The following is a 25,895-nucleotide window of genomic DNA, read 5'->3' as shown; positions in this document are numbered from 1 at the left end:
TTCTTACGGAGGGCCGCCCCGGCCCCCGGCGTCAATGCACGTCGGCACGCGTCCTGTCACGCGCCGTGTTCCAGGCGGCGGCGAGATCGAGGAAGTTCTTCACGATCTCCGTGCCGTGCTGCGACCGGATGCTCTCGGGATGGAACTGGACGCCGTGGAGCGGCCGGTCGGCGTGCTCCAGGCCCATGATCAGGCCGTCGGCCTCGGCGGTGACCCGCAGGGCCGTCGGGCAGGTCGCGCGGTCGACCACCAGGGAGTGGTAGCGCGTCGCCTCGAAACTGTCGTTGAGGCCGCGGAACAGGCCGCGCGCGCCGTGCCGGATGGTCGAGACCTTGCCGTGGAGCGGCAGCGGCGCCCGCACGACGTCGCCGCCGAAGGCCTGGCCGATCGCCTGGAGGCCGAGGCACACGCCGAAGATCGGGATCTCCTCGGACAGGTCGCGGACCACGTCGAGGCAGATCCCCGCCTCCGTGGGCGTGCACGGCCCCGGCGACAGCACGATCGCGTCGGGCGCCTTGGCGCGGATGTCGGCGATCGTGAGCGCGTCGTTGCGCGCGACCTCGACCGCGCCGCAGAGCGGCCCGATCAGATGCACGAGATTCCACGTGAAGGAATCGTAGTTGTCGATGACGAGGACGTTGGGCATCGCGGCGGCACGTTCGGGCATGCAGGCGATGTGACCGCTCGCACCCGCGCGGTCAACCGTCGGCGTCGGACGGCGGCGCAGCCGCGCGTCCGCCCTACTGGCCGCGCTTCGCCTGGGCGGCGAAGCGCACCGCCTCCTCGGCGGCCCGGAACAGCGCCTTGGCCTTGTTGACGCATTCCTGCTGCTCGGAGGCGGGATCGGAATCGTAGACGATCCCGGCCCCGGCCTGGACGTGCATGGTCCCGTCCTTCACCACCGCGGTGCGCAGGACGATGCAGGTGTCCATCTCGCCCCGCGCGCCGAAATAGCCGATGCAGCCCGCGTACGGCCCGCGCTTCTCGCGCTCCAGCTCGTCGATGATCTCCATGGCCCGCACCTTCGGGGCGCCCGAGACCGTGCCGGCCGGGAATCCCGCAGCCAGGGCGTCCAGGGGATCGTGGCGCGGGTCGAGGTCGCCCTCGACGTTCGACACGATGTGCATGACCTGGCTGTAGCGCTCGATGAAGAACGAGTCGGTCACGCGGACGCTGCCGATCCGCGAGACCCGGCCGGCGTCGTTGCGGCCGAGGTCGAGCAGCATCAGGTGCTCGGCCCGCTCCTTCGGGTCGGCGAGCAGCTCGTCGGCGAGGGCGGAATCCTCGGCCGGGGTCGCGCCGCGGCGACGCGTGCCCGCGATCGGGCGGACCGTGACCACGCCGTCGCGCACCCGCACCAGGATCTCCGGCGAGGAGCAGACGATCTGGAAGCCCTCGAAATCGAGGTAGCACAGGAACGGCGCCGGGTTGGTCCGCCGGAGCGAGCGGTACAGGCTGAAGGCCGGCAGCGTGAACGGCGCCGAGAACCGCTGGGACAGCACCACCTGGAAGACGTCGCCCGCGACGATGTACTCCTTGGCGCGCGCCACCATGGCGAAGAAATCGTCCGGCGGCGTGTTCGAGACCGGCTCGGGCGGGGCGACCGCCGACAGGTCCACTCGCGCCTCGATCGGCAGCGGGCCCTCGAGGGCGGCGGCGACCCGGTCGACGCGCTGCAGCGCGTCCTCGTGGGCGGCCCGGGCCGCGGTGCCGGGAGCGGGCCGGATCGGCGAGACGACCGTGATGACGTCGCGGATCGAATCGAACACCACCATCACCCGGGGGCGCACCAGGATCGCGTCCGGCACGCCCAGCGGATCCGGGTTCGGCTCCGGCAGCCGCTCCATGGCGCGGACCATGTCGTAGCCGAGATAGCCGAACAGGCCGGCGGCCATCGGCGGCAGGTCCTGGCCGTCCGACTCGCCGATGGCGCTCTCGGCGATCAGGGCCCGCAGGCTCGCCAGCGGCGCCCGCGAATCCGGCTCGAACCGCGTGAGATCGGCCCCGCGCGCGATCGCGGGCGCGCCCGCCCGGCAGCGCCAGATCAGGTCCGGATCGAGGCCGATCATCGAGTACCGGCCGCGGACGGCGCCGCCCTCGACCGATTCGAGCAGGAAGGCCGGCCCGGCATGGCCGGCGCGCAGCTTGAGGAACGCCGCCACCGGCGTCTCGAGATCGGCGACGAGGCTCACCGCCACGAGGCTCGGCTGCCCGGCCTCGTAGCGCGCCGCGAAGGCCGCGTAATCGGGCGCGTCGGCCATGCCTCAGTACTCGCCGCCGATGGCGCGCCGCAGGGCGGCCGGATCGACCTTCACGCTGGCGTTCTTCTGGACCTCGCTGATGTACTCGGACAGCACGTCGTCGGCGAGCGCCGCCTGGAAGCTCTGCGTGATCTGCTTGTCGCTCGGGCTGTCGGCCACGAAGGCCGGCACCGTCGCCGCCGTGACCTTGAAGACCGCCCGCGAATCGCCGGCAGCCGCCGTGCCGGCCTTGCCCACCGGGGTCGCGAAGATCAGGTTCACGACGTCGGCCGTGAGCATGTCCTTGGCCTGGTTGCGGGCGAGATCCTGCGCCTCCTGCAGGTTGACGCCGACCTCCTGGGCGGCGGCCTCCATGGTCTCGCCCTTGTTGATCTTCTCGACGAGCTCGCGGCCCTTGGCCTGGAGGCGCTTGGCGATCTCGGTCGCGGTCCAGCCGGCCTTCACGCCGTCCTTGACCTCGTCGAGGGGCTTGTCGTGGGCGGCGTCGATCCCGGTGACGTCGTACCAGACGTAGCCGCCGGTCTTGGTCCGCAGGGGCTCGTTGTCGCCGCCGATCTCGGCGCGGAACAGGGCCGGCAGGGTGGTCTCGGGGTCCGGGATGTCGGTGATCCGCTGCCCGTCCGGTCCCTTGCCGTTCACGTCCACCGCCTTCACGGCGACGACCTTGAGGCCGCGCTCGGCCGCGATGTCGGCCAGCGGCTTGGCGCCGGCCCGCTGGTCCTCGATCGCGTCGCGGGTGGTCTCCATGGCGTCGCGGGCGCGGGCCAGGGCGAGGGCCTTGCGGATCTCGCCGTCCACCGCCTCGAACGGCTTCACCGTCCCGGCCTCGATCTTGGTCACGCGCAGCAGCACGGTGCCGAACCGGCCCTGGACCGGCTGGCTCACGCCGCCCTCGGGCAGCGCGAAGGCGGCGTCGGCGACGGCCTTGTCGAACAGCTCGCTCTTGGTCAGCGTGCCGAGGGTCAGGTCCTTCTCGTCGGTGCCGCGCTCGGCCGCCACTGCGTCGAAGGTCTTGGAGCCGTCCGTGATCGCCTTGCGGGCCGCCTCGGCGGCGGCCGCGTCGGGGAACACGATCTGCTGGATCGTGCGCTTCTCGGGCGTGCCGTAGCGGTCCTTGTTCAGCGCGTAGGCGGCGCGGGCGTCAGCCTCGGTGATCGCGTCGGGCTTCGCCATCGCTTCGGGCTCGACCACGAGGAGGTTGGCCGCCCGGAACTCCGGCGCCCGGAAGCCGGACTTGTTGGCCTCGTACCAGGTCTTCAACTCGTCGTCCGTCGGCTCGGGGATCTGGCCGGCCACCGAGGGCGTCAGCATCAGGTAGGCGGCCGCGCGGCGCTCGGTGGTGTAGCGATGGACGGCCTCCCGCATGGCGAGCGGCACGTGCAGGTCCGACGACACCGCCTCGGCCAGCTGGAGGCGGGCGATCACCGAGCGCTGCTCGCGCACGAACAGACCCTCGTTGAGGCCGGCGCGCTGCAGGGTCTGGTAGAAGAGCTGCGGCTCGAACTGACCCTGCTGGTTCTGGAAGCTCTTCTCCTCGTGGATCGCCTTGATCACCGAGGAATCCGGCACCGTGAGGCCGAGATCATGGGTCTTCTGATCGAGGGCGGCCTCGGTGATCAGCTGGGACATCACCTGCCGGTCCAGGCCGAGCATCCGCGCCTGGTCGGGCGTCAGCGGACGCTTCAGCTGGGTCTGATAGCGCTGCAGCTGGTTCTGGTAGGCTTGGCGCACCTGCTCGGCCGTGATCGGCGTGCTGCCGACCGTGGCCACCTTGTTGCTCGCGCCGCCGCGGAAGAACTCCTCCACCCCGAAGATGCCGACACCGGCGATCAGCAGCGTGAAGATGATCGTCAAGACGATCTTGCCGAGCCAGTGCTGGCTGGCGTTGCGGATGCCCTGAAGCATGGTCTGTGATCGAGTACCTTCGGCAGCCGCCCCGTCACCGGACCGGCGCTGTCCCTGAGAGCCGACCGCGATAGACCATTCGCGTCCACAGGCAAAGGCTCGGGCGGTCCCGGCCGTTTGCACGCTCAAGCTCGCTCTGGTAGGCCCCGGCGACTTCGAGAAAGCCGCGGCGGAGCGAGGGCAGGAATGACGCAGTCTGGGCGCAAGCCGCTTGTCGCCGGCAACTGGAAGATGAACGGGACCCGGGCATCCATCCAGGTTGTCGAGGCGATTCGCGACGGGCTCTCGCCGGACCTCGCGTCGCGCATCGACGTGCTGATCTGCCCGCCTGCGACGCTGATTGGATCCTGCGTGGCGGCGGCGGCCGGGTCGCCGATCGCGATCGGCGGCCAGAACCTGCACGCCCGGCCGAGCGGCGCCTTCACGGGCTCGATCTCGGCCGAGATGCTCGCCGATCTCGGCGCCAAGTACGTGATCGTCGGCCATTCCGAGCGCCGGGCCTACCATCACGAGACCGACGACGGGGTCCACGCCAAGGCGCTGGGCGCCCGCCGCGCCGGCCTGTGCGGCATCGTCTGCGTCGGCGAGACCATCGAGGAGCGCGAGCAGGGCCGCGCCCTCGACATCGTCCGCGCCCAGCTCGCCATCGGCCTGCCGAAGGGCGCGACGGCGGCCGACACGGTGATCGCCTACGAGCCGGTCTGGGCGATCGGCTCCGGGCGGACGCCGACGCCGCGCGACATCGCCGAGGTCCACGCCTCCCTGCGGGAGATGCTCGACAAGCTCGTCGGCGACGAGGCGCAGAAGATCCGCATCCTCTACGGCGGCTCGGTGAAGCCCGGGAACGCCAAGGAACTCCTGTCGGTGGACAACGTCGACGGCGCGCTCGTGGGCGGCGCGAGCCTCGTGGCGGAGGACTTCCTGGGGATCTGCGCCGCCTACGCCTGAGCGCGGGCCCGCGAAGCCTGGCTGGGCGCGGCGCGACAGACGCGCCGCGCGACCGTCAGATCTTGAAGGCCTGCCGGGCGAGCAGCCGCCAGCGGCCGCCGTCGCTGTGCCAGACCTGCATCACGCCGATATAGACCGGCGACGTCTTGCCGCCCGAGACCACCTCGCCGGTGAAGACGTGGCGCGCGATGGCGTCGTCGCCGACCACCGAGACGGAGCGGTCCGACAGGGTGATGCTCGGGAAGGTCGAGCGCTTGCTGGTCAGCGTCTCGATGAAGGCCGCCTTGTCCTGCACCTGACCGCTGGAATGGCCGTAGCTCAGCCCGTCGAGGGTCAGGGCGTCGAGGGCCGGACCGTCGGCGGCGAGGAGAGCCTTGGTGAGGGCGTCGACCGCCTGCTCGACCGCGGCGCCCCGGCCGGAGGCATCGGTTCCGGCCGCGGAGCCGGAGCCCGGGCGGATCAGGACGGGTGCGGCGATGGCGGCGGCGAGCGCCGCACGGCGTGACACGGACATGGCTTGCCTCCCGGACCGGGCGGCGCGTTCGGTCGGCCGCCCTGCCCCGGCAGAGAGCACGGTGCGCCGACGAAGGCGAGGGTCGGAGCGGACAGTCGGCCGCGCGCGTCAGGTTGGCGGCGGGCGACCGGTGGTGTATGCCGTCGCCGAATTCCGGCCGGTCCGCCCGAAGCGTCCCCCGAAGCCCCCGCCGCACGCCCGTGCGTCGGGGCGGTTCGTGGACGATCGCGGGCCCCGGCCCTCGTGCGTTCGTCTTCCGGTGCCCGCTGCCGGCGCGCGGCGCTGAAGAAGATCCCGGAACACCGATGCAGACCGTCCTGATCGTCGTCCACCTCATCATCGTGCTCGCGCTGATCGGCGTCGTGCTGCTCCAGCGCTCCGAGGGCGGACTCGGGCTCGGCGGCGGTGGCGGCGGTGGCGGCGTCGGCGGGTTCATGACCGGCCGCGGCCAGGCCAACGCTCTGACGCGGGCTACCGCGATCCTGGCGGCCCTGTTCTTCGCGACCAGCCTGACCCTCGCGATCCTGTCGCACCGCTCGGCGGCGCCGAAGTCGATCCTCGAAACCGGCGCGCCGCAGACCTCCGGCCAGCCGGCCAAGCAGCCGACCGGTGCCGACAACCTGCTCGACACGCTCCGCCAGCAGCAGGACCGGGCGCCCGCGAACGCCCCGGCCCAGCCGGCCCCCGCGCAGCCGGCCCCCGCCCAGCCGGCGGTTCCGGACGCGCCGCAGTCGCGCTGACGGCGCGCGCCGCGAGCGGCGCAGCGTCCGACCCTTGTCCCGACGGACCGGCGCTTGGCCGGTCCACGCCATGCGTTCCGCGATCCCCAGCCCATGCGCGGGCCGGGGCCTCCGTCGTTTGGCAAATGCCAGCAGCTTCTTTATGGACCGAGGCCCATGACGCGGTACGTTTTCATCACCGGCGGCGTGGTCTCCTCCCTCGGCAAGGGCCTCGCCTCGGCGGCCCTGGCGGCGGTCCTCCAGGCCCGCGGCTACCGGGTCCGGATGCGCAAGCTCGACCCCTACCTGAACGTCGATCCGGGCACGATGAGCCCGACGCAGCACGGCGAGGTGTTCGTCACCGACGACGGCGCCGAGACCGACCTCGACCTCGGGCATTACGAGCGCTTCACCGGCGTTCCGGCGAGCCGGGCCGACAACATCACGACGGGCCGGATCTACCAGGACATCATCGCCAAGGAGCGCCGCGGCGACTACCTCGGCGCCACGATCCAGGTGATCCCGCACGTCACCAACGCGATCAAGGACTTCGTCCTCGACGGCAACGACAGCTTCGACTTCGTGCTGGTGGAGATCGGCGGCACGGTCGGCGACATCGAGGGCCTGCCGTTCTTCGAGGCGATCCGGCAGCTCGGGCAGGAGCTGCCGCGGGGCACCTGCTGCTATGTCCACCTGACGCTGCTGCCCTACATCCCGTCCGCCGGCGAGCTGAAGACCAAGCCGACCCAGCACTCCGTGAAGGAGCTGCGCTCCATCGGCATCCAGCCCGACATCCTGCTCTGCCGCTGCGACCGGCCGATCCCGATGGACGAGCGGCGCAAGCTCGCGCTGTTCTGCAACGTCCGCCAGACCGCGGTCATCGAGGCCCTCGACGTGGCCTCGATCTACGAGGTGCCGCTCTCCTATCGGACCGCGGGCCTCGACCGGGAGGTGCTCGGCCATTTCGGCCTGGAGCACGGCGAGGAGCCGGATCTCGGCCGCTGGCAGACCATCGCCGAGCGCGTGCGCAATCCCGAGGGCGAGGTCTCGATCGCCATCGTGGGTAAGTACACGGGGCTGAAGGACGCCTACAAGTCGCTGACCGAGGCGCTGACCCACGGGGGCATCAGCCACCGGGTGAAGGTCAATCTCGAGTGGATCGAGGCCGAGGTGTTCGAGCGCGAGGATCCGGCGCCTTTCCTCGAAGGCCTCAACGGGATCCTCGTGCCGGGCGGCTTCGGCCAGCGCGGGGCCGAGGGCAAGATCCGCGCGGCCCGCTACGCCCGCGAGAAGCGCATCCCCTATCTCGGCATCTGCTTCGGCATGCAGATGGCGGTGATCGAGGCGGCCCGCTCGCTGGCCGGGATGCCGGAGGCCAACTCCACGGAGTTCGGCGACACCGCCGAGCCGGTGGTCGGCCTGCTCACCGAGTGGCTGCGCGGCAACGAGCTTGAGCGGCGCGCGGCGGCCGGCGATCTCGGCGGCACGATGCGGCTCGGCGCCTACGAGGCGAAGCTCGACCCCGAGTCCAAGATCGCCCAGATCTACGGGTCCGATCAGATCTCGGAGCGCCACCGCCACCGCTACGAGGTCAACATGGCCTATCGCGAGCGGCTGGAGGCCAAGGGCCTGCGCTTCTCCGGCGTGTCCCCCGACGGCCTGTTGCCCGAGACGGTGGAGCATGTCGGGCACCCGTGGTTCATCGGCGTGCAGTTCCATCCGGAGCTGAAGTCGCGCCCGTTCGAGCCGCACCCGCTGTTCAAGGGCTTCGTCGGCGCCGCGATCGAGCAGAGCCGCCTGGTCTGAGGCCGCGGCGGCGCGCCGCTGCTCGCGCGGCGGTCCGCGGCCCTATATCCTCGGTGCCGTGACCGAGATCCTCTTCTACCACATGCAGCGGCAGCCCCTGGAGAAGGTGCTGCCGAACCTCGTCGAGCGCTCGCTGGACCGCGGCTGGCAGGCCGCGATCCAGGCGGCGAGCGAGGAGCGCCTGCAGGCGCTCGATGACCACCTCTGGACTTATTCCGACGAGAGCTTCCTGCCGCACGGCACCGACCGCGAGCCCGACGCCGCGAGCCAGCCGGTGGTGCTCACGCTCCGGGACGTGAATCCCAACACCGCCTCGATCCGCTTCCTGGTGGAGGGCGCCGACCTGCCGCCCGACGCCGGGCAGTACGAGCGGATCTGCATCCTGTTCGACGGGACTGACCAGGACGCGCTGCTGCGCGCCCGCGAGCAGTGGAAGCAGGCCAAGGACGCCGGCCACGCGGTGGCCTACTGGCAGCAGGACGAGTCCGGACGCTGGAACAAGAAGGCTTGATAATGGCCCCCCACGCACGTCTCGGGCGCGCCGCGCTCGCCCTCGCCCTGGCCCTCGCAGCGCCCACAGTGGCCCTCGCCCAGGACGCGCCGCACGGCCATCCCGCGGAGAGCAAACCGGCGCAGCGCGGCCCGGAGGGGCGCCGCCTGCCGCCCGATTCGACGACCAAGCAGAGCGTGACGCTGCCGGACGGCCGGACCCTCGACTTCACCGCCACCGCCGGCAGCCTGCCCCTCGTCGACGAGGCGGGCAAGCTGCAGGCCGAGATCGCCTACGTCGCCTACACGATGGCGCCGCAGGCCGGCCGGGAGCGTCCCGTCACTTTCGCGGTCAATGGCGGCCCGGGCGCCGCCTCGGCCTATCTCAATATCGGGGCGATCGGGCCCTGGCGGCTGCCGGTCGGCGGCGACAGCATCAGCCCGTCGCAGCCGGTGACGCTGACGCCCAACGACGGGACGTGGCTCGGCTTCACCGACCTCATCTTCCTCGATCCCGTGGGGACCGGGTACAGCCGGGCCGCGGACGGGAACGGCAAGGCCTACTGGTCGATCGATTCCGACGCCTCGACCCTGGCGGCGACCATCGCGCGCTACCTGCGCGTCAACGACCGCATGGCGAGCCCGAAATTCTTCGTCGGCGAGAGCTACGGTGGCTTCCGCGGCCCGCTGATCGCCGAGAAGCTCCAGGAGGAGATCGGCGTCGGCCTGTCCGGCATGGTGCTGCTCTCGCCGGTGCTCGATTTCGCGTGGCTGGAGACGCCGCGGGCCAATCCGTGGGGCTACGTGCTGAAGCTGCCCTCGCTGGCGGCCGGCGCGCTCGAGCGGGCCGGCACGGTGCCGACGCCGACCCTGCTCGGCGACGCGGAGGCCTACGCCTCGGGCCCGTACCTGAGCGACCTGCTCAAGGGGCCGAGCGACACGGCCGCCGTCGCCCGGATGACCGAGAAGGTCGCGCCCCTCGTCGGTCTCGACCCCGCCCTGGTGCGTGCCCAGGCGGCGCGCCTCGCGACCCGGAGCGTCCAGCGCGAGATCGACCGCGCCGAGGGGCGCGTGACCAGCGCCTACGACACCGGCATCACCGGCTGGGACCCGAACCCGGACGCCGCCCAGTCGAGCTTCGAGGATCCCCAGCTCACCGCCCTCCAGGCACCGCTGACGAGCGCGATGCTCGACCTCTACGCGCGGACGCTGAAATGGCCGGTGACCAACATGCGCTACGAGCTCCTGAACAACGCCGTCAATCGCGGCTGGAACTGGGGCTCGGGCCGGCAGGCCCCGGAGGTCCTGTCGAACCTGAAGGGCGATCTGGCGCTCGACGGGAACCTGCGCGTCCTCGTGGCGCACGGCTTCACCGACCTGGTGACGCCCTACTTCGCCTCGAAGCTCCTGCTGGCGCAGGTCCCGGCCTACGCCGCCGGCCGCCTGAGCCTCGCGGTCTATCCGGGCGGGCACATGTTCTACACGCGTCCGGATTCGCGCGCCGCCTTCCGGACGGACGTGGAGCGGATGTACACGGACGCCCTGAAGGTGCGCGACGCCGGCTCGACCCGGCCGGCCGGAGCCCCCGCCGAGCATCTCAGGACCGCGCCGTAGCGCCTCAGGCCCACCGCGCCGGTCACGCGTCGTCGAAGGCGAGGGCCTCGGCCGGGTAATCCACCATCGTCCGGCGCTGCGCGTCGGTGTTCTGCCACTCGCCGACCTTCATGTAGCGGCCCTCGAGATCGCGGACCTCGACCACCTTCCCGATGGTGGGGATCGACTGGAAGCCCTGCGGCCAGTTCGACGCGAAGTAGAAGACCTGCTCGACGTGGTCCGAGAGGTGGCAGATCCCCGGCCCGAAGGTCCCCAGCCCGAAGACGAGGTAGCGGCCGTTCACGAGCGCCGCGACGTCGGAGATCAGCGACTCGCTCTGGATCTCCACCGGCAATCCGCGCCGCTCCGCGTACGCCTCCACCTCGGCGATGACCGGGTTCAGCCTGTTCTCGAAGACGAGCTTGACCGAGCGGATCCGGCCCTCGGCCAGGAGCCGGCCGATGACCATCCGGTAGAACGCGAAGGGCGGCTGCGGATAGTGCGGATCGACCCAGGTGCTGAAGATGTCGCCCGACCGGATGTGGATCAGGAGCTGGTCGTCGGGCTTCACCGGGAAGCTCTTCGGCAGGCCGTTGAACAGCGGCCGGATCACGCTCTGCACGATCGCGCGCGAATCCGTCGGCCCCCGCAGCGCGGTCACGCGCTCGAACTGCGTCGGGTCGAAGTACAGGCCCGACAGGAAGTAGCCGTCCGCCGGCAGCGGCTCGTCCGGCGGGATGAAGGTGAGGCCGTCGCAGGTCAGCCGCTCGGTCAGGAAGATCACCTTGCTGCGGTCGACCTTGGGCACCTTGATGTATTTCAGGTTGAGCGCCTTCGCGATCGTCACCGCGATGATGTACTGGACGAGGCAGTTGCCGAAGGCGCCGTTCTCGAACAGCGACAGGCCGACCAGGGCATGGCTGGCGCGGTCGGGCGCCGACTGGAGCGCGTAGGTGACGTAGACGTTGGCGCCGGGCGTCTCGTTCAGGAGCGTCACGTCGAGGCCGAGCATCGCCCGCAGCGCGATCAGGTCGACCGCGGCCTCGTCGGCGCGGATGCCGATGCCGGCGATCCGGGCCGGTTCAGGCGCGGCGATCCGGACCGCGCGCGCCCAGGCCCGCTCGTCGGGGACGATCGCGGCGACGAGGGCGTCCGGGGTCGCGGTCCAGCCGGCAAGGTCCGGCTCGGCCCACGTCACGCCGTCCTGCGAGACCGCCACCGCGACGTCGCCAGGCTCCGCGGGAACCGCCCCCTCCCCCGGCCGCAGGGCGACGGAATGGATCGGGAAGCGGCCGCCGAGGTCGACCTCGAGCCACGTCGTTCCCGTGCCCGCATCGGAGACGATCCGCGGCTCACGGCCGGCCGCGAGATCGACGAGAACCGGGGTCGGATCGTCTGTCGGGGCCATCGGGTCTCCGAGAGTTCAGCGCCCGCGCCGGGGCCGGGCGGGTATCGGGTGCGGCGGTGCCCGCTCCGGGGCGCGGCCGTCAAGCCCGCCCCGATCGCGGGGCGGGCGCGGGAAACGGCCGCGATCCGGCGCCGCTCCGTTGTGTCCCGGCGGTCATGCGTCTACAACGGCCGGGCGACGGTGCCCCGGAGACGGGGTGAAAAGGGAATGCGGTGAGGGGTTTGAAGCCCCGATTCCGCGGCTGCCCCCGCAACTGTGAGCGGCGAGCGCCCGCCAAGCGCCACCGGAGCGATCCGGGAAGGCGGTGGGCGCGCCGAGCCGCGAGCCAGGAGACCTGCCGTCGCGACAGGATCCCGCAATGCCGCCGGTGGGGCGGCTGGAGACGCTTCTGATGACGACGCAAACCCTCGCCCCCATCGCCGCCGGCACCCGCGCGTCGGAGCGCCCGATCGCCGTCGCACTCGCGGCCGTGCTGGGCCTCGGCCTGCTGTTCATGGCGGGCTTCTCGCCGGCGATCGCGCTCCACAACGCGGCGCACGATTTCCGGCACACCCAGAACTTCCCCTGCCACTGACGTCCCCGGACCAGGGATGATCATCCGGCTCCTGTCGGCGGCCCTCGCCGCCGGCTTCTTCGCGGCTGCCATCGTGACGGGCCTCGAACTCACGCTGACCTCGCCGCTGATCGTCGCGGCCGAGCGCTACGAGCAGCAGGAGGCGCCGAACCGGGCTGCCAAGGCGCTCCCGATCAAGGCGTTCCCGATCGTGCTCGCCCATGCCGGGCACGACCACGCCGCGCCCGACGCCGCGCCGGAATGGCAGCCCGCGCCCGGCCTGCCGCGGATGGCCTTCACCGGGCTCGCGACACTCGTGGGCGGCGTCGGCTACGCGCTGCTGCTCGGCGCGGTGATGCTCGCCTGCAGCCGCGAACCCACGCCGCAGGTCGGCCTCGCCTTCGCGGTGGCCGCCTTCGCCAGCGTCGCGCTCGCGCCGGGTCTCGGCCTGCCGCCGGAACTGCCCGGCAGCGCGGCGGCCCCGCTCGCGACGCGGCAGGCGTGGTGGGTGATGACCGCCGCGGCGACCGGCATGGGGCTCTACCTGATCACGATTCGCCGCGCGCTGATCACGATCCTCGGGGGGCTCGTCCTGATCATCGCGCCGCACGTCGTCGGTGCCCCGCAGGCGCCCGAGGCCGCGTCCGAACTTCCGGCCGCGCTCGCCGCGCAATTCGCCGCGCGGTCGCTCGCCATCAGCTTCGTGTTCTGGATCCTGATCGGGCTGGGGCTCGGCTGGGCGTGGCAGGCCTTCGCCCGCGGCGCGGATCGGGGAGCGGCCCGTGCCTGAGACCGTTCTCTACGTCTGCACCACCTGCCGCCGGCCGGACGACGACCCCGACGGGCCCCGCGCCGGGGCCCGCCTGCTGGAGGCGCTTCGAGCGCGGAGCGGCGCCACGCCGGACCTGCGGGTCGAGGCGGTGGAGTGCCTTTCGGTCTGCAAGCGGCCCTGCACCGTGGCGGTCGCCGCGGCCGACCGCTGGACCTACGTCTACGGCGACATGGATCCGGCCGCCTCGGCCGAGATCATCCTCGGCGGGCTCGCGGCCTACGCGGCGACCCCGGACGGCATCGTGCCCTGGCGCGAGCGTCCGGAGGCGTTCCGCAAGGGCGTGATCGCCCGCATTCCCCCTTTCCCAGAACCCCGCCCGGTCCCCGCCGGCACCCTGGAGCCCGCGGAATGACCCTCGTGAACAAGATCCCCTGCACCATCGTCACCGGCTTCCTCGGGGCCGGCAAGACGACCCTCGTCCGCCACGTGGTCGAGAACGCCAAGGGGCGCCGCCTCGCGATCCTGGTGAACGAGTTCGGTGATATCGGCTTCGACAAGTCCTTCCTGGCCGCCTGCGGCGTCGAGGGCTGCACCGAGGACGCCATCGTCGAGCTGCCGAACGGCTGCATCTGCTGCACGGTCGCGGACGATTTCGTGCCGGCGCTGGAGACCCTTCTCGGCCGCGCCGAGCCGCCGGAGCACATCCTGATCGAGACCTCCGGCCTCGCCCTGCCGAAGCCGCTGGTCCAGGCGTTCCAGTGGCCGGCGATCCGCTCGCGGGTGACCGTCGACGGAGTGGTCGCGGTTGTCGACGGCCCGGCGGTGGCCTCGGGCGCCTTCGCGGAGGATCCGGAGGCCCTCGCGGCCCAGCGCGCCGCCGACCAGTCGGTCGACCACGACAACCCCCTGGAGGAGGTGTTCGAGGACCAGCTCCTCTGCGCCGACCTCGTGGTCGTCAACAAGGCCGACCTGATCGACGCCGCGACGCGGGCGCGGGTCCGCGCCGAGGTCGAGGGGCACCTGCCCCGCGCCGTGAAGGTGGTCGAGACCGAGAACGGCGCCATCGACCCGCGGGTGCTGCTCGGCCTCGGCGCGGCCGCCGAGGACGATCTCGACGCCCGCCCCTCGCATCACGGCGAGGGCGAGGACCATGACCACGACGATTTCGAGACCGTGGCGCTGCCGGTGCGCCCGGCGGTGACCGCGGGGGATCTCGCGGCCCGGGTCGAGGCGGCGGCCGAGGCCGCCGGCGTCCTGCGCATCAAGGGATTCGCCGAGGTCGCGGGCAAGCCGATGCGCCTCGTGGTGCAGGGTGTCGGCCGGCGCGTGACCCATCACTTCGACCGCCCCTGGCGGGCCGGGGAAGCCCGCGACGGGACGCTGGTGGTGATCGGCCTGAAGGGCTTCGACAAGGACGCCGTCGCTTCGGCCCTCGCGGGATGAGGCCGGTCGCGCACGCCCGCCCGGACTCGCTCTAGGGGTCGCCGCGGTGCACCTCGTGCGCATCGATTCCGTCTCCCTCGACGAGGGCGAGGCGGCCGTGGATCTCGGGCAGGAGCCCGGCGACCTCGTGGTGCTGTCCTTCACCGACAGCGACCTCGCGTCGGTCGGGCAGACCCACGCCGCGGAGCCCGGCCTGCCGAGCCTGCGGCTCGCGAAGCTCGCCAGGCTGCGGCACCCGCTCTCGGTCGACCTCTACGTCGAGCGCGTCGTGGCGCGCGCCAAGGTCGTGGTGATCCGCTGCCTGGGCGGCCTCGATTACTGGCGCTACGGGATCGAGCGCTGCGCCGAGGCCGCGCGGGCGCACGGCGTCGTCCTCGCGGTCCTGCCGGGCGACGACCGGCCGGATCCGCGCCTCGCCGCCTTCTCCACCGATCCCGACCTCGCCGGGCAGCTCGACGCCTATTTCCGGGCTGGCGGCCCCGACAATTTGCGGCGGATGCTGCGGCGCCTGGCGATTCGCCTGGGCGCCGACGGACCGGTCGAGCCGCCCGTGCCGCTCCCGCGCGGCTTTCCCTGGTGCCCCGGTTGCGGAGTTCTTCCCTTCGAGGCAGCCCTCGCCGCGGCCGCAACCGCGGTCCCGCTCGCCGGAGCGCGCAGCGCGGCGGAACCCGTCGCGCTCCTGCTGATCTACCGCTCCGCCGTGCTCGGAGGCGACACCGGCCCGTTCGTCGCCCTCGCCGCCGCCCTGCGGGCGCGCGGGATCGGCGTGCTCCCGATGGCCGTGTCGAGCCTGAAGGAGCCGCAGGCCGCCGCCGCGGTCGCCGCGGCCGTGCGCGCGCGCAGGCCCGATCTCGTGATCGCCGCCACCGCCTTCTCGGCCCGCGAGGACGAGACCGGCTTCGTGCTCGACGGCGGCGACTGCCCGGTGCTGCAGGCCTTCACGGTCGGGTCGCCCCGCGCGGCCTGGGAGGCCTCCGCCCGCGGTCTCGGCGCGGCCGATCTCGCCATGCAGGTCGCGCTACCGGAATTCGACGGCCGGCTCTCGGGCTTCCCGATCTCGTTCAAGGAGGAGAGCGCCGAGATCGCCGGCTTCGCCGAGCGGCGCGCCGTGCCCTACGAGGCCGGCATCGCCGCGCTCGCCGACCGGGCCGCGGGATGGCTGCGGCTGGCCGCCCTGCCCCGGGCGGCGCGGCGCGTCGCCCTGGTCCTGTCCGACTATCCCGCCCGCGGCGGCCGGGCCGGGTTCGCGGTCGGCCTCGACACGCCCGCGAGCGCCCGCGCGATCGCCGCCGACCTCGCGGCCGCGGGCTACGCGGCGGGCGCGCTTCCGGAGCCCGGAGCGCTGATGGCGGCGCTCACGGAGGGCCCGGCCGCGTTCCGGGTGCCGCTCGCGGCCTACGCGGCGTGGTGGCGCACGCTCTCCGAGGACGTCCGCGCCGCCGTCACCGACAGCTGGGGCGAGGCCGAGGCGGACCCGGCCTGCGTCGACGGCGCCTTCCGGTTCCGGGTGGTCCGGGACGGCGGCCTCGCGGTCTTCCTCCAGCCCGACCGCGGCCGCGACCCCGATCGCAAGACCGGCTACCACGACCTCGACCGCGTTCCGACCCACGCCTACCTGGCCTTCCATCTCGGCCTGCGGCAGCAATTCGACGCCCTGGTGCAGCTCGGCACGCACGGCACCGCGGAGTGGCTGCCGGGCAAGGCCGTGGCCTTGTCGCCCGACTGCTTCCCGGCGCTCTGCGTCGGCGGGCTGCCCGTGATCTACCCGTTCATCGTCGACGACCCGGGTGAGGCCGCGCCGCTCAAGCGCCGCCTGGGCGGGGTCGCGCTCGGGCACCTGACGCCCGACACCGCCGTCCACGCGCTGACGCCCGAGGCGGCCCGGCTCCGCGAGCTGGTGGAGGAGTATTCGGCGGCCAGCGTGCTCGACCCCCGCCGCGCCGACCTCATCGCCCGCGCCATCCTGGAGGAGGCCGGGGCGGCCGGACTGCTGGACGGTGCCGGGATCGGCGCGGACACGCCGATGGACGAGGCGCTGACGCGGCTCGACGCCCATCTCTGCGATCTCGGCGAGACCGTCTTCCGCGACGGACTGCACGTCTTCGCCCGCGCCCCGGACGGGGCCGCGGACGCCGTCGCGGCGAGCGCCGCCTCCGAGCGGGCCGGCCTGCTCGCGGCCCTCGACGGGCGGTTCGTCCGGCCCGGCCCCTCCGGCTCGCCGTCCCGTGGGCGGGCCGACGTGCTCCCGACCGGGCGCAACCTCGCGACCCTCGACCCGCGGGCCATCCCGAGCCGCGCCGCCGCGCTCCTCGGCGAGCGGGCGGCCGCCGCCGTGGTGACCCGTTATCTCCAGGACGAGGGCGCCTATCCGGCCCGGATCGTCATGGATCTCTGGGCCTCGCCGACCCTGCGCACCGGTGGCGAGGACGTGGCCCACGCCCTGGCCCTGATGGGCGTGCGGCCGGTCTGGGACCATGCCAGCACCCGCGTCACCGGCTTCGAGATCCTGCCCCTCGCCATGCTGGACCGGCCGCGAATCGACGTCACCGTCCGCGTCTCCGGCGCGTTCCGCGACACCTTCCCCGACACGCTGGCGTTGCTCGACCGCGCCGCCCGCGCCGTGGCGGACCGGGACGAGGCCGACGACGAGAATCCCCTCGCGGCGGCGCGCCGGCGGGGCGATGCGTCGGTGCGCGTCTACGGGGCCGCGCCCGGCCGCTACGGCGCCGGCACCGCCGCCACGGCCCTCGACGGCGCCTGGGACGGCCGCGCCGACCTCGGCCGCGCCTACCTGGCCGCGAGCGGCCACGCCTACGGCGACCGCGACGGGCCCGACGCCGATTTCGCCGCCCGCGTCGCGGCGGCCGACGCCTATCTCCACGCCTTCGACGTGGCCGAGCGCGACCTGTTCGACGGCGACGCCGCCGTCGACGCGATGGGCGGTTTCGCGGCGGCCGCGGCCCTGGAGGGGGCGAGCCCCGCCCTCTACAGCCTCGACGTGTCGGTCCCGGAACGGCCGAAGGCGCGGACGGCCCGGGAGGATTCCGCCCGCCTGATCCGCGGGCGCCTCGCCGATCCCCGCTGGATCGCGGCCCAGCTGCGCCACGGCTACCGGGGCGCGCAGGAGCTCGCCCAGGGGCTCGACGCGGTCTTCGTCCTGGCCGCCGCGAGCGACGCGGTGACAAATGCGGGCTTCGAGGCGCTCTACGCGGCCTGGATCGCCGACGCCGAGGTGTTCGAGCGCCTGCGCGCCGCCAACCCCGCCGCGGCCCGCGCGATCCTGGAGCGGTTCGACGCCGCCCGGGACCGCGGCCTCTGGCACAGCCGACGCAACGCCCTCCCGGCCGACGCCCTGCTGCGCGAGGCCGCCGAGTGAGCGCGGCCCCGCATCGGCGCGCCCTGCCCGAGGCGCCGGCCCGCCGGGGCTGGTGCCCCGGTCTGACGCGTCCCATGCCGACGGGCGACGGCCTGCTCGCGCGCGTCCACCCGCCGCTCGGGATCCTGACCCTCGATCAGGCCCGCGCCGTGGCGGAGGGTGCGCGGCGCTTCGGGAACGGGCACCTGGATCTCACCGCCCGGGCCAATCTCCAGATCCGCGGCGTCTCCGAGGCGACGCGCGCGCCGCTGGCCACCTGGCTCGCGGCCCGGGGCCTCGGCGACGTGCGCGCCGACGGCGGCCCCCAGCGCCTGACGCTCACGAGCCCCCTGGCCGGCCACGACCCGGACGAGACGATCGACGTGCCGGCCCTCGCCCGGGCGATCGAGACCGCGGGGCTCGCGATCCCGGAGTTGCCGGCCAAGACCCTGGTCGCTGTCGAGGGCCGCCCCGGCCGGGCGCTGCCGGAAGCGGATTTCTGCGTCGTCGCCGAGGGACCCGGCCGCGTCGCGATCGCGGTCGCGCAGGGTGAGACCCCGCGGAAGCTCCTGACCTGCGCAGCCGACGCGGCGCCCGGCCACGTGGCGGCCCTGCTCGGCGCCTTCGCGCGGACCGGTCGGCGCCGGATCCGCGACCTCTCGGACGACGAGCGGACCGCGCTGACCGAGGCGCTTCCGTCAGGAGAGTCCCCCGCAGGACCGGCGCAGGCGCACCGGAGCTTCGCACGGGAATGGGAGCCGGCACGTCCGGCGGGCGGACGCGACCTTAGAAGCGTCGCCGTCGACGCGCCATTCGGACGCTGTACCGCCGACGCCCTCGACCGGATCATCGACGCAACGGCGGCGCTCGGGGCGGACGAGATCCGCCTCTCCCCCACGCGCGGTTTCGTGATGCTGGTGCCGGCATCGAGCTCGGATGCGGCCGCGACGGCGGCGCTCGCGGCCGAGTTCATCGTCGTCCCCGACGATCCGCGGCGCGCGATCGCGGCCTGCACGGGGGCGCCGGGCTGCGCCTCCGGATCGACTCCCACGCTCGCGGACGCGGCCCGCCTCGCGGGGGCGTTCGGCCCCCTGGCGGTCGCGGGGCATGCCGCGCACGTCTCGGGCTGCGCCAAGGGCTGCGCGCGGCCGGGCCCGGCGGACCTGACCCTCGTCGGCCGCGACGGGCTCTACGGCGTGGTGATCGGGGGCGCGCCCGGCGATGAGCCGGCGATGGATCTCCCTATCGAGGCCGTGCTGGAGCGGCTAGGAAGGGCCGAGATCGACGGGCTCTCCGCCGCCTTCGCGCCGGAGATCACCCCTTCAGATTGCGGGAGGACCAGGAGACCGGCATGAGCGCGAGCCAGAACGCCCTGCGCCAGACAGGATCGGAGCCGGCCGCGGCGCACGAGTCCCCGTCCCGCTACGACTACATCCGCGACGGCGGCGCGATCTACGCGCGCTCCTTCGCGATGATCCGCGCCGAGTCCGATCTCGGGCGCTGGTCGGGCGCCGCCGAGCGCGTCGTCGTCCGCATGATCCATGCCTGCGGCATGACCGACCTGCCGGCCGACGTGGAGATGGCGCCCGGTTTCGCCGAGGCCGGCGTCGCGGCCTTGAAGGCCGGCGCACCGATCCTGTGCGACGTCCGCATGGTCGCCGACGGCGTCACCCGGGCGCGCCTGCCCGCCGACAACAGGGTGATCTGCACCCTGGGCGACCCGCGCGTGCCGGATCTCGCCAAGAGCCTCGGCACGACCCGGTCCGCGGCCGCCATGGAGCTGTGGCGGGAGCACCTCCCGGGCAGCGTCGTGGCGGTGGGCAACGCCCCGACCGCCCTGTTCCGGCTCCTGGAACTGCTCGATGCCGGCGTGGCGCCACCCGCCGCGGTGATCGGCATCCCGGTCGGCTTCGTCGGCGCGGCGGAGTCCAAGGAGGCCCTGGCGCGGGACGGCCGCGTGCCGTGCGTGGTCGTGCACGGGCGGCGCGGCGGCAGCGCCATGACGGCCGCGGCGGTCAACGCGCTCGCCAGCGAGGTCGAGTGATGGACGGTTTCGAGCGCCTCGATGGCCCGACCGAGGAGATCCCCGCGGCCGCGGTGACGGGCACGCTCTACGGCGTCGGCATGGGCCCGGGCGATCCGGAGCTGCTGACCGTGAAGGCGCAGCGCATCCTGATGCGCGCGCCGGTGCTGGTGCACTTCTGCAAGCGCGGCCGGCGCGGCAACGCCCGCACCATCGCGGACGCGATCCTGCGCGACCCGGCCCGCGAGATGGCCCTCGCCTATCCCTACACGACCGAGATCCACCCCGAGCACCCGGACTACGTGGCGGCGCTCGCCGGCTTCTACGACGACGCGGCCGGGCAGCTCGCCGACCACCTGGGCGCCGGGCGGGACGTCGCGATCCTGTCGGAGGGCGACCCGTTCTTCTACGGGTCGTTCATGCACCTGTGGCGGCGCCTGAAGGACCGCTTCCCCGTGGAGGTGGTTCCGGGCGTCACCGGCATGTCGGGCTGCTGGACCCGGGCCGGCACGCCGATCACCTGGGGCGACGACGTCCTCACCGTCCTGCCGGCGACCCTGTCGCTCGACGCGCTGACCGAGCGCCTGCGCGGCACGGACGCGGCCGTGGTGATGAAGCTCGGGCGGCACCTGCCGAAGGTCCGGGCCGCCCTGTCGGCCGCCGGGCTGCTCGCGCGCGCGGTCTACGTGGAGCGCGGCACGATGGCGGGCGAGCGGGTCGTGATGCTGGCCGACAAGGCCGACGACGACGCGCCCTACTTCTCGATGGTGCTCCTGCCCGGAGAGGGCCGGCGACCGTGAGCGGAAGCCTCACCGTCGTCGGCCTCGGGCCGGGCGACGCGGCCCTGCTGACCGAGTCGGCCCGCCGGGCGCTGGACGCGGCGGAGGACGTCGTCGGCTATTTCCCATACGTGGCCCGCGTGCCCGAGCGTCCCGGCCTCGTCCGGCACGCCAGCGACAACCGGGTGGAGGTCGACCGGGCGCGCCATGCGCTGCAGCTCGCCGCCTCCGGCCGCAGGGTCGCGGTCGTCTCCGGCGGCGATCCCGGCGTCTTCGCCATGGCCGCGGCGGTGTTCGAGGCGGTCGAGTACGGCGAGCCCGGCTGGCGCGACCTCGCCATCACGGTGGAGCCGGGCATCACCGCGATGCTCGCCGCCGCGGCCCGGCTCGGGGCACCGCTCGGCGGCGACTTCTGCGCGCTCTCGCTCTCGGACAACCTGAAGCCCTGGCCGGTCGTGACCGCGCGGCTGGAGGCGGTGCTGCGCGCGGATTTCGTGGTGGCGCTCTACAACCCGATCTCCACCGCCCGGCCCTGGCAGCTCGGGGCGGCGCTGGAGATCGCGGCCGGGATCCGCGCGCCCGAGACGCCGGTGATGTTCGCCCGCGCCGTCAGCCGGCCGGACGAGGCGATCCGCGTCGCGACCCTCGCCGAGGCGCCCGCGGTGCCGGCCGACATGGCCACGATGGTGATCCTGGGCGCCTCGACGACGCGGCTCATCCCGCGCGCGGGCCGGGCGCCCTTCGTCTACACGGCCCGCAAGGTCGAGGGACCGGCGTGATCGCCCGCGTCCAGCCAGCGGCGCGCGCCCGCGGCGTCCGCGACGCTCGGCACGTCGGGCTTGCCCGGCCGCCGCACCATCACGACCGGGATTCCGAGGCCGCGCGCCGCCGCGATCTTGCCGTAGGTCGCCGCGCCGCCCGCGTTCTTGCTGACCACGATCTCGATCCGGCTCGCCCGCATCAGGGCCGTCTCGGACGCGGCGTCGAACGGTCCGCGCGCCTCCAGGGCAATCAGATGCGGCACCGGCAGGATGCCGCCCAGCGGCTCGACCGTCCGCGCCAGGTAGCTGTGTTGGGGCGCCGCCGCGAAGGCCCCGGCCTCCTGTCGACCGATCGTCAGGAACACGCGCCGGGGCTCCGCGCCGAGGGCGGCGACCGCCTCCTCCATCCCGTCGACCTCGACCCAGTCGTCGCCGGGTTCCCGGCTCCAGGCCGGCCTGCGGATCGCGAGGAGCGGCACGCCCGTCAGGGCCGCCGCGCGCGCGGCGTTGGCCGAGATCCGCGCGGCGAACGGGTGGGTCGCGTCGATCAGGCGGGTGATCGCCTCGGCCTCCAGGTAGCGGGCGAGGCCCTCGGCGCCGCCGAACCCGCCGATCCGGGTCGGGACCGGCTCGGGCTTCGGCGCCGCCGTCCGTCCCGCCAGCGAGAGGGTCACGGCGCGATCCGCCTGACCCGCGAGCGACCGCACCAGGGCGCTCGCCTCACCGGTCCCGCCGAGGATCAGGATCCGCATCGTGCCGGTGATCGGGGGCGGCGTGTTCATGGGCGCCTTGTCCATGAGCGCTGACTCGCTGTCGAGCGCCCCGTGGCTGTCGATCATCGGGATCGGCGAGGACGGTCGGGCCGGGCTGACGCCGTCCGCCGCCGCCGCGCTCGACGCCGCTAAAGTGGTCTATGGCGGCCGGCGCCACCTCGCCCTCGCCGGGCCGCTCGACGCGGAGACGCGGCCCTGGCCGAGCCCGATCCACGAGGCCTATCCCGAGATCCTGGCGCGGCGCGGCCGGCCGACCTGCATCCTCGCCACGGGCGACCCGTTCCACTACGGCATCGGCGCCGAGATCGCCCGGCTGGTGCCGACGGACGAGATCCGCGCCTTCCCGCAGCCTTCGGCCTTCAGCCTCGCCTGCGCTCTGCTCGGCTGGCCGCTCGCCGAGTGCGCCCTGGTCACGCTCCACGGTCGCGCACTGACCCGGATCGTCCCGCATCTCCAGCCGGGTGCGCGGCTCCTCGTCTTGTCGTGGGACGGCACGACGCCCGGCGCCCTCGCCGCTTTGCTGCGCGACCGGGGCTTCGGCGCGTCGACGCTGACGGTGCTGGAGGCGATGGGCGGGCCGCGCGAACGCGTCCGCACGCTCCGCGCCGACGCGTTCGACGGCGCCGACTTCGATCCGCTGAACACGGTGGCGCTCGCGGTGGCGGGTGCCGGCCGCGCCCTGCCCCTCGCGCCGGGCCTCGACGACGACCTGTTCGAGAATGACGGGCAGCTGACCAAGTCCGAGATCCGGGCCCTGACCCTGTCGGCGCTGCGCCCGCATCCGGGACAGCATCTCTGGGATGTCGGTGCGGGCGCCGGCTCGATCGCGATCGAGTGGATGCTGCGCCACACGAGCCTGCGCGCCACCGCGATCGAGGGGAGGCCGGACCGCGTCGAGCGGATCAGCCGCAACGCCGTCGCGCTCGGCGCCCCGGACCTCGCCGTCGTTGCCGGCACGGCGCCGGGCGCGCTCGCCGGCCTGCCCGCGCCGGACGCGGTTTTCATCGGCGGCGGCGTCTCGGAGCCGGGGGTCCTCGCGACCGTGCTGGCGGCGCTGCGGGGCGGCGGTCGCTGCGTCGCCAACGCCGTGACCCTCGAGGGAGAGGCCGCGCTGCTCGCGGCCTTCGCGGCGCATGGCGGGAGCCTGCGCCGCTACGGCGTGGAGCGGGCGAGCCCGGTCGGGGGAATGCACGGCTGGCGCCCGGCCATGACGGTGATCCAGTGGGCCTGGACCAAAACGTGACCGGAGCGCTGGTCGCCGGCATCGGGTTCCGCCGGGGCACCGAGGCCGAGGAGATCGCGGAGCTGATCGAGCGCGCCCTCGCCCTGGTCGGCGCCGCGCGGTCGAGCCTCGCGGCCGTGGCCACGGCGGACGACCGGGCGTCGGACCCGGCGATCCGCGCGGCGACGGCCCGGTTCGGCCTGGCACCGCATCCCATCGCCGCCGCCGCGCTGGAGGCCCGCGACGCCGAGATCGTCACCCGCTCGGCGCGGATCGAGCGCCTGCGCGGCGTCGGCTCGCTGGCCGAGGCGGCGGCCCTCGCCGGCGCCGGGCCCCGGAGCCGCCTCGCCCTACCCCGGATCGCGAGCGGCGGCGCCACTTGCGCCCTGGCCGTCCGATACGACACGACACGGGAACCATGACCGTCCACTTCATCGGCGCCGGCCCCGGCGCGGCCGACCTGATCACGGTGCGCGGGCGCGACCGCATCGCGGCCTGCCCCGTCTGCCTCTACGCCGGGTCGCTCGTCGCACCCGAGATCCTGGGCTGGTGCCCGCCCGGTGCCCGGATCATCGACACGGCGCCCCTCGACCTCGACGCCATCCTGGCGGAGATCCGGACGGCGCACGCGGCCGGCCAGGACGTGGCGCGCCTGCATTCCGGCGACCTGTCGATCTGGAGCGCCCTGGCCGAGCAGATGCGCAGGCTCGACGCGCTGGCCATTCCCTACACGGTGACGCCGGGTGTCCCCGCCTTCGCGGCCGCGGCCGCGCTGCTGCGTCGGGAGCTGACGGTCCCGGGCGTTGCCCAGACCGTGGTCCTGACCCGCACCTCCGGGCGGGCGAGCGCCATGCCCAAGCGGGAGACGCTCGCGGCCTACGCGGCCACCGGCGCGACCCTGGCGATTCACCTGTCGATCCACGTCGTCGAGGCCGTCGCCGCCGAGCTGATCCCCTTCTACGGCCCGTCCTGCCCGGCGGCGGCGGTGTTCCGAGCCTCTTGGCCGGACGAGCGGGCGCTCGTGGGCGATCTCGCCGCGCTGCCCGGGCTCGTCGCGGAGGCCGGTCTGGAGCGCACCGCCCTGATCCTGGTCGGACCGGCGCTGGGCGCCGCGGAGTTCCGCGAGAGCGCCCTCTACGCGCCCGACTACGACCGGCGCTACCGTCCCGGCGGCACGATGGGGTCGCGGTCGTGAGCGCCCCCGGCCTCCTCGTCGCGGCGCCGCGCTCCAGCTCCGGCAAGACGACCGTCGCCCTCGCGCTCATGCGCGCCCTCACCCGGCGCGGCCTGCGGGTGCGCGGCGCGAAGTGCGGCCCGGACTACATCGATCCGGCGTTCCACCACGCCGCGACCGGCCATCCGAGCTTCAACCTCGACAGCTTCGCCATGGCGCCGCCGCTCCTCGACGCGCTGGCGGGCGCGACGGCGGCGGCGGCCGATCTGCTGATCGCCGAGGGGTCCATGGGCCTGTTCGACGGCGTCCGGGCGGCCGAGAACCGCACCGGGGCGAACGCCGATATCGCCGCGCGCTACGGCTGGCCGGTGGTCCTCGTGGTGGACGTGTCGGGCGCGGCGCAATCGGCGGCCGCCGTGGCGCTCGGCTGCAAGCTCTACGATCCCCGCATCCGGATCGCCGGCGTGATCCTCAACAAGGTGGCGAGCGCCCGTCACCGGCGCCTCGTCGAAGCCGGCATGGAGCGCGCAGGGCTGCCGGTGCTCGGCGCGCTGATGCGCGACGCGCAGCTCGTCCTGCCCGAGCGCCACCTGGGGCTCGTGCAGGCCGGCGAGACCGCGGATCTCGCCGCGCGCCTCGACAGGCTCGCCGACCTCGCGGAGGCGGGCATCGACCTCGACGCCGTGACGGCCTGCGCGAGCGGCACCGTACCGCCCTCCGGTGGCCGCCTGCCCCGGCCGCCCGGACAGCGCGTGGCGGTCGCCCGGGACGCCGCGTTCAGCTTCCTCTACCCGCATCTCGAGACCGGGTGGCGGATGGCCGGCGCCGAACTCGTGCCGTTCTCGCCCTTGGCCGACGAGGGACCGCCCGAGGATTGCGACGTCTGCTGGCTGCCGGGCGGCTATCCGGAACTGCACGCGGGCCCGATCGCCGGCGCGACCCGCTTCCTAGACGGGCTGCGCCGCTTCGCGCGGACCCGGCCGGTCCACGGGGAGTGCGGCGGCTACATGGTGCTGGGCGAGACGTTGCAGGATGCCGACGGAGCGACCCATGCCATGGCCGGACTGCTACCGGTCGCGACCTCGTATCACCGGCGCAAGCTGCATCTCGGCTATCGCGTCGCGCAACTCTGCGAATCCGGCCTGCTCGGCGCCGCGGGCACGCGCCTCGTCGGCCACGAATTCCACTACGCCAGCGAACTCTCGCCGATCGCGCCTGAGGAAACGGCGCTCGCCCGCGTGACGGATGCCGAAGGTGTCGATCTGGGACTGGCCGGCCACCGGGTCGGACCCGTCACCGGCAGCTTCTTCCACCTGATCGCGACCGATCCGCCGTGACGCCGGGCTCGGCGCAGCCGCTTCGAAGGTCCCCGAGGTGAAGCCTGTTTCGCGCGCCGG

24 protein-coding genes and 1 riboswitch are annotated in these 25,895 nt (G+C 73.8%); of the genes, 18 read left to right on the top strand and 6 right to left on the bottom strand.

Annotation, left to right across the window (positions count from 1 at the left end):
* Window positions 1-31: 31 nt before the first annotated feature.
* The 3 genes from BMY19_RS03280 to BMY19_RS03270 all read right to left on the bottom strand — a co-directional run bounded on the left by BMY19_RS03280 (window position 32) and on the right by BMY19_RS03270 (window position 4,166).
* Window positions 32-646 (bottom strand): anthranilate synthase component II, encoded by a 615-nt coding sequence (locus tag BMY19_RS03280; protein WP_042672235.1) that lies wholly within the window; start codon window positions 644-646, stop codon window positions 32-34.
* A gap of 94 nt (window positions 647-740) precedes the next feature.
* Window positions 741-2,261, bottom strand: coding sequence for an anthranilate synthase component I (gene trpE / locus BMY19_RS03275; RefSeq protein ID WP_100250818.1), 1,521 nt, complete (start codon window positions 2,259-2,261; stop codon window positions 741-743).
* 3 nt (window positions 2,262-2,264) lie between these two features.
* Window positions 2,265-4,166, bottom strand: coding sequence for a peptidylprolyl isomerase (locus BMY19_RS03270; protein ID WP_100250817.1), 1,902 nt, complete (start codon window positions 4,164-4,166; stop codon window positions 2,265-2,267).
* A 186-nt stretch (window positions 4,167-4,352) separates the two neighbouring features.
* Here BMY19_RS03270 and tpiA point away from each other — a divergent pair, with 186 nt between their 5' ends.
* On the top strand, window positions 4,353-5,114 hold the full coding sequence (gene tpiA / locus BMY19_RS03265; protein WP_020094621.1) for a triose-phosphate isomerase: 762 nt from the start codon (window positions 4,353-4,355) through the stop codon (window positions 5,112-5,114).
* A 55-nt stretch (window positions 5,115-5,169) separates the two neighbouring features.
* Here the strand turns inward: tpiA and BMY19_RS03260 are convergent, their stop codons facing one another.
* Entirely contained in the window at window positions 5,170-5,628 is a 459-nt protein-coding gene (locus BMY19_RS03260) for a nuclear transport factor 2 family protein (protein WP_100250816.1), read from the bottom strand.
* A 305-nt stretch (window positions 5,629-5,933) separates the two neighbouring features.
* On the opposite strand from BMY19_RS03260, the gene secG reads away from it, so the two are divergent.
* The 4 genes from secG (at window position 5,934) to BMY19_RS03240 (ending at window position 10,256) form a co-directional block, all read left to right on the top strand.
* Window positions 5,934-6,368, top strand: a complete 435-nt coding sequence (gene secG, locus BMY19_RS03255; protein WP_100250815.1) for a preprotein translocase subunit SecG — start codon at window positions 5,934-5,936, stop codon at window positions 6,366-6,368.
* A gap of 156 nt (window positions 6,369-6,524) precedes the next feature.
* Window positions 6,525-8,153, top strand: coding sequence for a CTP synthase (locus BMY19_RS03250; protein WP_020094624.1), 1,629 nt, complete (start codon window positions 6,525-6,527; stop codon window positions 8,151-8,153).
* A 58-nt stretch (window positions 8,154-8,211) separates the two neighbouring features.
* Entirely contained in the window at window positions 8,212-8,664 is a 453-nt protein-coding gene (locus BMY19_RS03245) for a DNA polymerase III subunit chi (protein WP_020094625.1), read from the top strand.
* 2 nt (window positions 8,665-8,666) lie between these two features.
* Window positions 8,667-10,256, top strand: coding sequence for a S10 family peptidase (locus BMY19_RS03240; protein WP_100250814.1), 1,590 nt, complete (start codon window positions 8,667-8,669; stop codon window positions 10,254-10,256).
* A gap of 22 nt (window positions 10,257-10,278) precedes the next feature.
* Here the strand turns inward: BMY19_RS03240 and BMY19_RS03235 are convergent, their stop codons facing one another.
* Complete coding sequence (locus BMY19_RS03235) at window positions 10,279-11,643, bottom strand: discoidin domain-containing protein (RefSeq protein ID WP_100250813.1); 1,365 nt, start codon at window positions 11,641-11,643, stop codon at window positions 10,279-10,281.
* 161 nt (window positions 11,644-11,804) lie between these two features.
* Window positions 11,805-12,000, top strand: a riboswitch (cobalamin riboswitch).
* Window positions 12,001-12,034: 34 nt separating this feature from the next.
* On the opposite strand from BMY19_RS03235, the gene BMY19_RS03230 reads away from it, so the two are divergent.
* The 9 genes from BMY19_RS03230 (at window position 12,035) to cobJ (ending at window position 21,347) form a co-directional block, all read left to right on the top strand.
* On the top strand, window positions 12,035-12,217 hold the full coding sequence (locus BMY19_RS03230) for a CbtB domain-containing protein (RefSeq protein ID WP_026605173.1): 183 nt from the start codon (window positions 12,035-12,037) through the stop codon (window positions 12,215-12,217).
* Between the two features lie 16 nt (window positions 12,218-12,233).
* Window positions 12,234-12,986 carry a CbtA family protein gene (locus BMY19_RS03225; protein WP_020094629.1) on the top strand — a complete coding sequence of 251 codons (753 nt, stop codon included), beginning with the start codon at window positions 12,234-12,236 and terminating at the stop codon, window positions 12,984-12,986.
* Window positions 12,979-13,380, top strand: coding sequence for a DUF1636 domain-containing protein (locus BMY19_RS03220; RefSeq protein WP_020094630.1), 402 nt, complete (start codon window positions 12,979-12,981; stop codon window positions 13,378-13,380). Before BMY19_RS03225 ends, BMY19_RS03220 begins: the two co-directional genes overlap by 8 nt.
* Window positions 13,377-14,411, top strand: a complete 1,035-nt coding sequence (gene cobW, locus BMY19_RS03215; RefSeq protein WP_100250812.1) for a cobalamin biosynthesis protein CobW — start codon at window positions 13,377-13,379, stop codon at window positions 14,409-14,411. The genes BMY19_RS03220 and cobW overlap by 4 nt, the downstream gene beginning before the upstream one ends.
* A 46-nt stretch (window positions 14,412-14,457) precedes the next feature.
* On the top strand, window positions 14,458-17,787 hold the full coding sequence (cobN, locus tag BMY19_RS03210) for a cobaltochelatase subunit CobN (protein ID WP_100250811.1): 3,330 nt from the start codon (window positions 14,458-14,460) through the stop codon (window positions 17,785-17,787).
* A gap of 74 nt (window positions 17,788-17,861) precedes the next feature.
* Window positions 17,862-19,121 (top strand): precorrin-3B synthase, encoded by a 1,260-nt coding sequence (locus BMY19_RS03205; protein ID WP_244534818.1) that lies wholly within the window; start codon window positions 17,862-17,864, stop codon window positions 19,119-19,121.
* Complete coding sequence (locus BMY19_RS03200; protein ID WP_280141596.1) at window positions 19,118-19,810, top strand: precorrin-8X methylmutase; 693 nt, start codon at window positions 19,118-19,120, stop codon at window positions 19,808-19,810. The genes BMY19_RS03205 and BMY19_RS03200 overlap by 4 nt, the downstream gene beginning before the upstream one ends.
* Entirely contained in the window at window positions 19,810-20,589 is a 780-nt protein-coding gene (locus BMY19_RS03195; RefSeq protein WP_012320065.1) for a precorrin-2 C(20)-methyltransferase, read from the top strand. The genes BMY19_RS03200 and BMY19_RS03195 overlap by 1 nt, the downstream gene beginning before the upstream one ends.
* Window positions 20,586-21,347, top strand: coding sequence for a precorrin-3B C(17)-methyltransferase (gene cobJ / locus BMY19_RS03190; RefSeq protein ID WP_091680790.1), 762 nt, complete (start codon window positions 20,586-20,588; stop codon window positions 21,345-21,347). Before BMY19_RS03195 ends, cobJ begins: the two co-directional genes overlap by 4 nt.
* Here cobJ and BMY19_RS03185 read toward each other — a convergent pair.
* Window positions 21,314-22,126, bottom strand: a complete 813-nt coding sequence (locus tag BMY19_RS03185) for a cobalt-precorrin-6A reductase (protein WP_100250809.1) — start codon at window positions 22,124-22,126, stop codon at window positions 21,314-21,316. The genes cobJ and BMY19_RS03185 overlap by 34 nt on opposite strands.
* Here BMY19_RS03185 and cbiE point away from each other — a divergent pair.
* From cbiE to BMY19_RS03165, 4 genes are read left to right on the top strand one after another with little or no spacing between them, the layout of a single operon-like run.
* On the top strand, window positions 22,125-23,345 hold the full coding sequence (cbiE, locus tag BMY19_RS03180; protein WP_100250808.1) for a precorrin-6y C5,15-methyltransferase (decarboxylating) subunit CbiE: 1,221 nt from the start codon (window positions 22,125-22,127) through the stop codon (window positions 23,343-23,345). The two genes, BMY19_RS03185 and cbiE, sit on opposite strands and share 2 nt — an antisense overlap.
* On the top strand, window positions 23,342-23,746 hold the full coding sequence (locus tag BMY19_RS03175) for a cobalamin biosynthesis protein (protein ID WP_244534817.1): 405 nt from the start codon (window positions 23,342-23,344) through the stop codon (window positions 23,744-23,746). Before cbiE ends, BMY19_RS03175 begins: the two co-directional genes overlap by 4 nt.
* Window positions 23,743-24,519, top strand: coding sequence for a precorrin-4 C(11)-methyltransferase (gene cobM, locus BMY19_RS03170; RefSeq protein WP_100250806.1), 777 nt, complete (start codon window positions 23,743-23,745; stop codon window positions 24,517-24,519). The genes BMY19_RS03175 and cobM overlap by 4 nt, the downstream gene beginning before the upstream one ends.
* Window positions 24,516-25,835, top strand: coding sequence for a cobyrinic acid a,c-diamide synthase CobB (locus BMY19_RS03165; RefSeq protein ID WP_091926854.1), 1,320 nt, complete (start codon window positions 24,516-24,518; stop codon window positions 25,833-25,835). The genes cobM and BMY19_RS03165 overlap by 4 nt, the downstream gene beginning before the upstream one ends.
* Window positions 25,836-25,895: the final 60 nt, after the last annotated feature.

It is taken from the genome of Methylobacterium sp. UNC300MFChir4.1 (assembly GCF_900110155.1).
In the GTDB taxonomy this organism is placed as follows: Bacteria; Pseudomonadota; Alphaproteobacteria; order Rhizobiales; family Beijerinckiaceae; genus Methylobacterium.
This window is presented reverse-complemented; position numbering and strand designations above follow the sequence as displayed.

Coding starts and splice junctions, on each gene's coding strand:
- BMY19_RS03280 (WP_042672235.1), bottom strand. CDS start 646: ATGCCCAACGTCCTCGTCATCGACAACTACGATTCCTTCACGTGGAAT.
- trpE (WP_100250818.1), bottom strand. CDS start 2,261: ATGGCCGACGCGCCCGATTACGCGGCCTTCGCGGCGCGCTACGAGGCC.
- BMY19_RS03270 (WP_100250817.1), bottom strand. CDS start 4,166: ATGCTTCAGGGCATCCGCAACGCCAGCCAGCACTGGCTCGGCAAGATC.
- tpiA (WP_020094621.1), top strand. CDS start 4,353: ATGACGCAGTCTGGGCGCAAGCCGCTTGTCGCCGGCAACTGGAAGATG.
- BMY19_RS03260 (WP_100250816.1), bottom strand. CDS start 5,628: ATGTCCGTGTCACGCCGTGCGGCGCTCGCCGCCGCCATCGCCGCACCC.
- secG (WP_100250815.1), top strand. CDS start 5,934: ATGCAGACCGTCCTGATCGTCGTCCACCTCATCATCGTGCTCGCGCTG.
- BMY19_RS03250 (WP_020094624.1), top strand. CDS start 6,525: ATGACGCGGTACGTTTTCATCACCGGCGGCGTGGTCTCCTCCCTCGGC.
- BMY19_RS03240 (WP_100250814.1), top strand. CDS start 8,667: ATGGCCCCCCACGCACGTCTCGGGCGCGCCGCGCTCGCCCTCGCCCTG.
- BMY19_RS03235 (WP_100250813.1), bottom strand. CDS start 11,643: ATGGCCCCGACAGACGATCCGACCCCGGTTCTCGTCGATCTCGCGGCC.
- BMY19_RS03230 (WP_026605173.1), top strand. CDS start 12,035: ATGACGACGCAAACCCTCGCCCCCATCGCCGCCGGCACCCGCGCGTCG.
- BMY19_RS03225 (WP_020094629.1), top strand. CDS start 12,234: ATGATCATCCGGCTCCTGTCGGCGGCCCTCGCCGCCGGCTTCTTCGCG.
- cobW (WP_100250812.1), top strand. CDS start 13,377: ATGACCCTCGTGAACAAGATCCCCTGCACCATCGTCACCGGCTTCCTC.
- BMY19_RS03205 (WP_244534818.1), top strand. CDS start 17,862: ATGCCGACGGGCGACGGCCTGCTCGCGCGCGTCCACCCGCCGCTCGGG.
- BMY19_RS03200 (WP_280141596.1), top strand. CDS start 19,118: ATGAGCGCGAGCCAGAACGCCCTGCGCCAGACAGGATCGGAGCCGGCC.
- BMY19_RS03195 (WP_012320065.1), top strand. CDS start 19,810: ATGGACGGTTTCGAGCGCCTCGATGGCCCGACCGAGGAGATCCCCGCG.
- cbiE (WP_100250808.1), top strand. CDS start 22,125: ATGAGCGCTGACTCGCTGTCGAGCGCCCCGTGGCTGTCGATCATCGGG.
- BMY19_RS03185 (WP_100250809.1), bottom strand. CDS start 22,126: ATGGACAAGGCGCCCATGAACACGCCGCCCCCGATCACCGGCACGATG.
- cobM (WP_100250806.1), top strand. CDS start 23,743: ATGACCGTCCACTTCATCGGCGCCGGCCCCGGCGCGGCCGACCTGATC.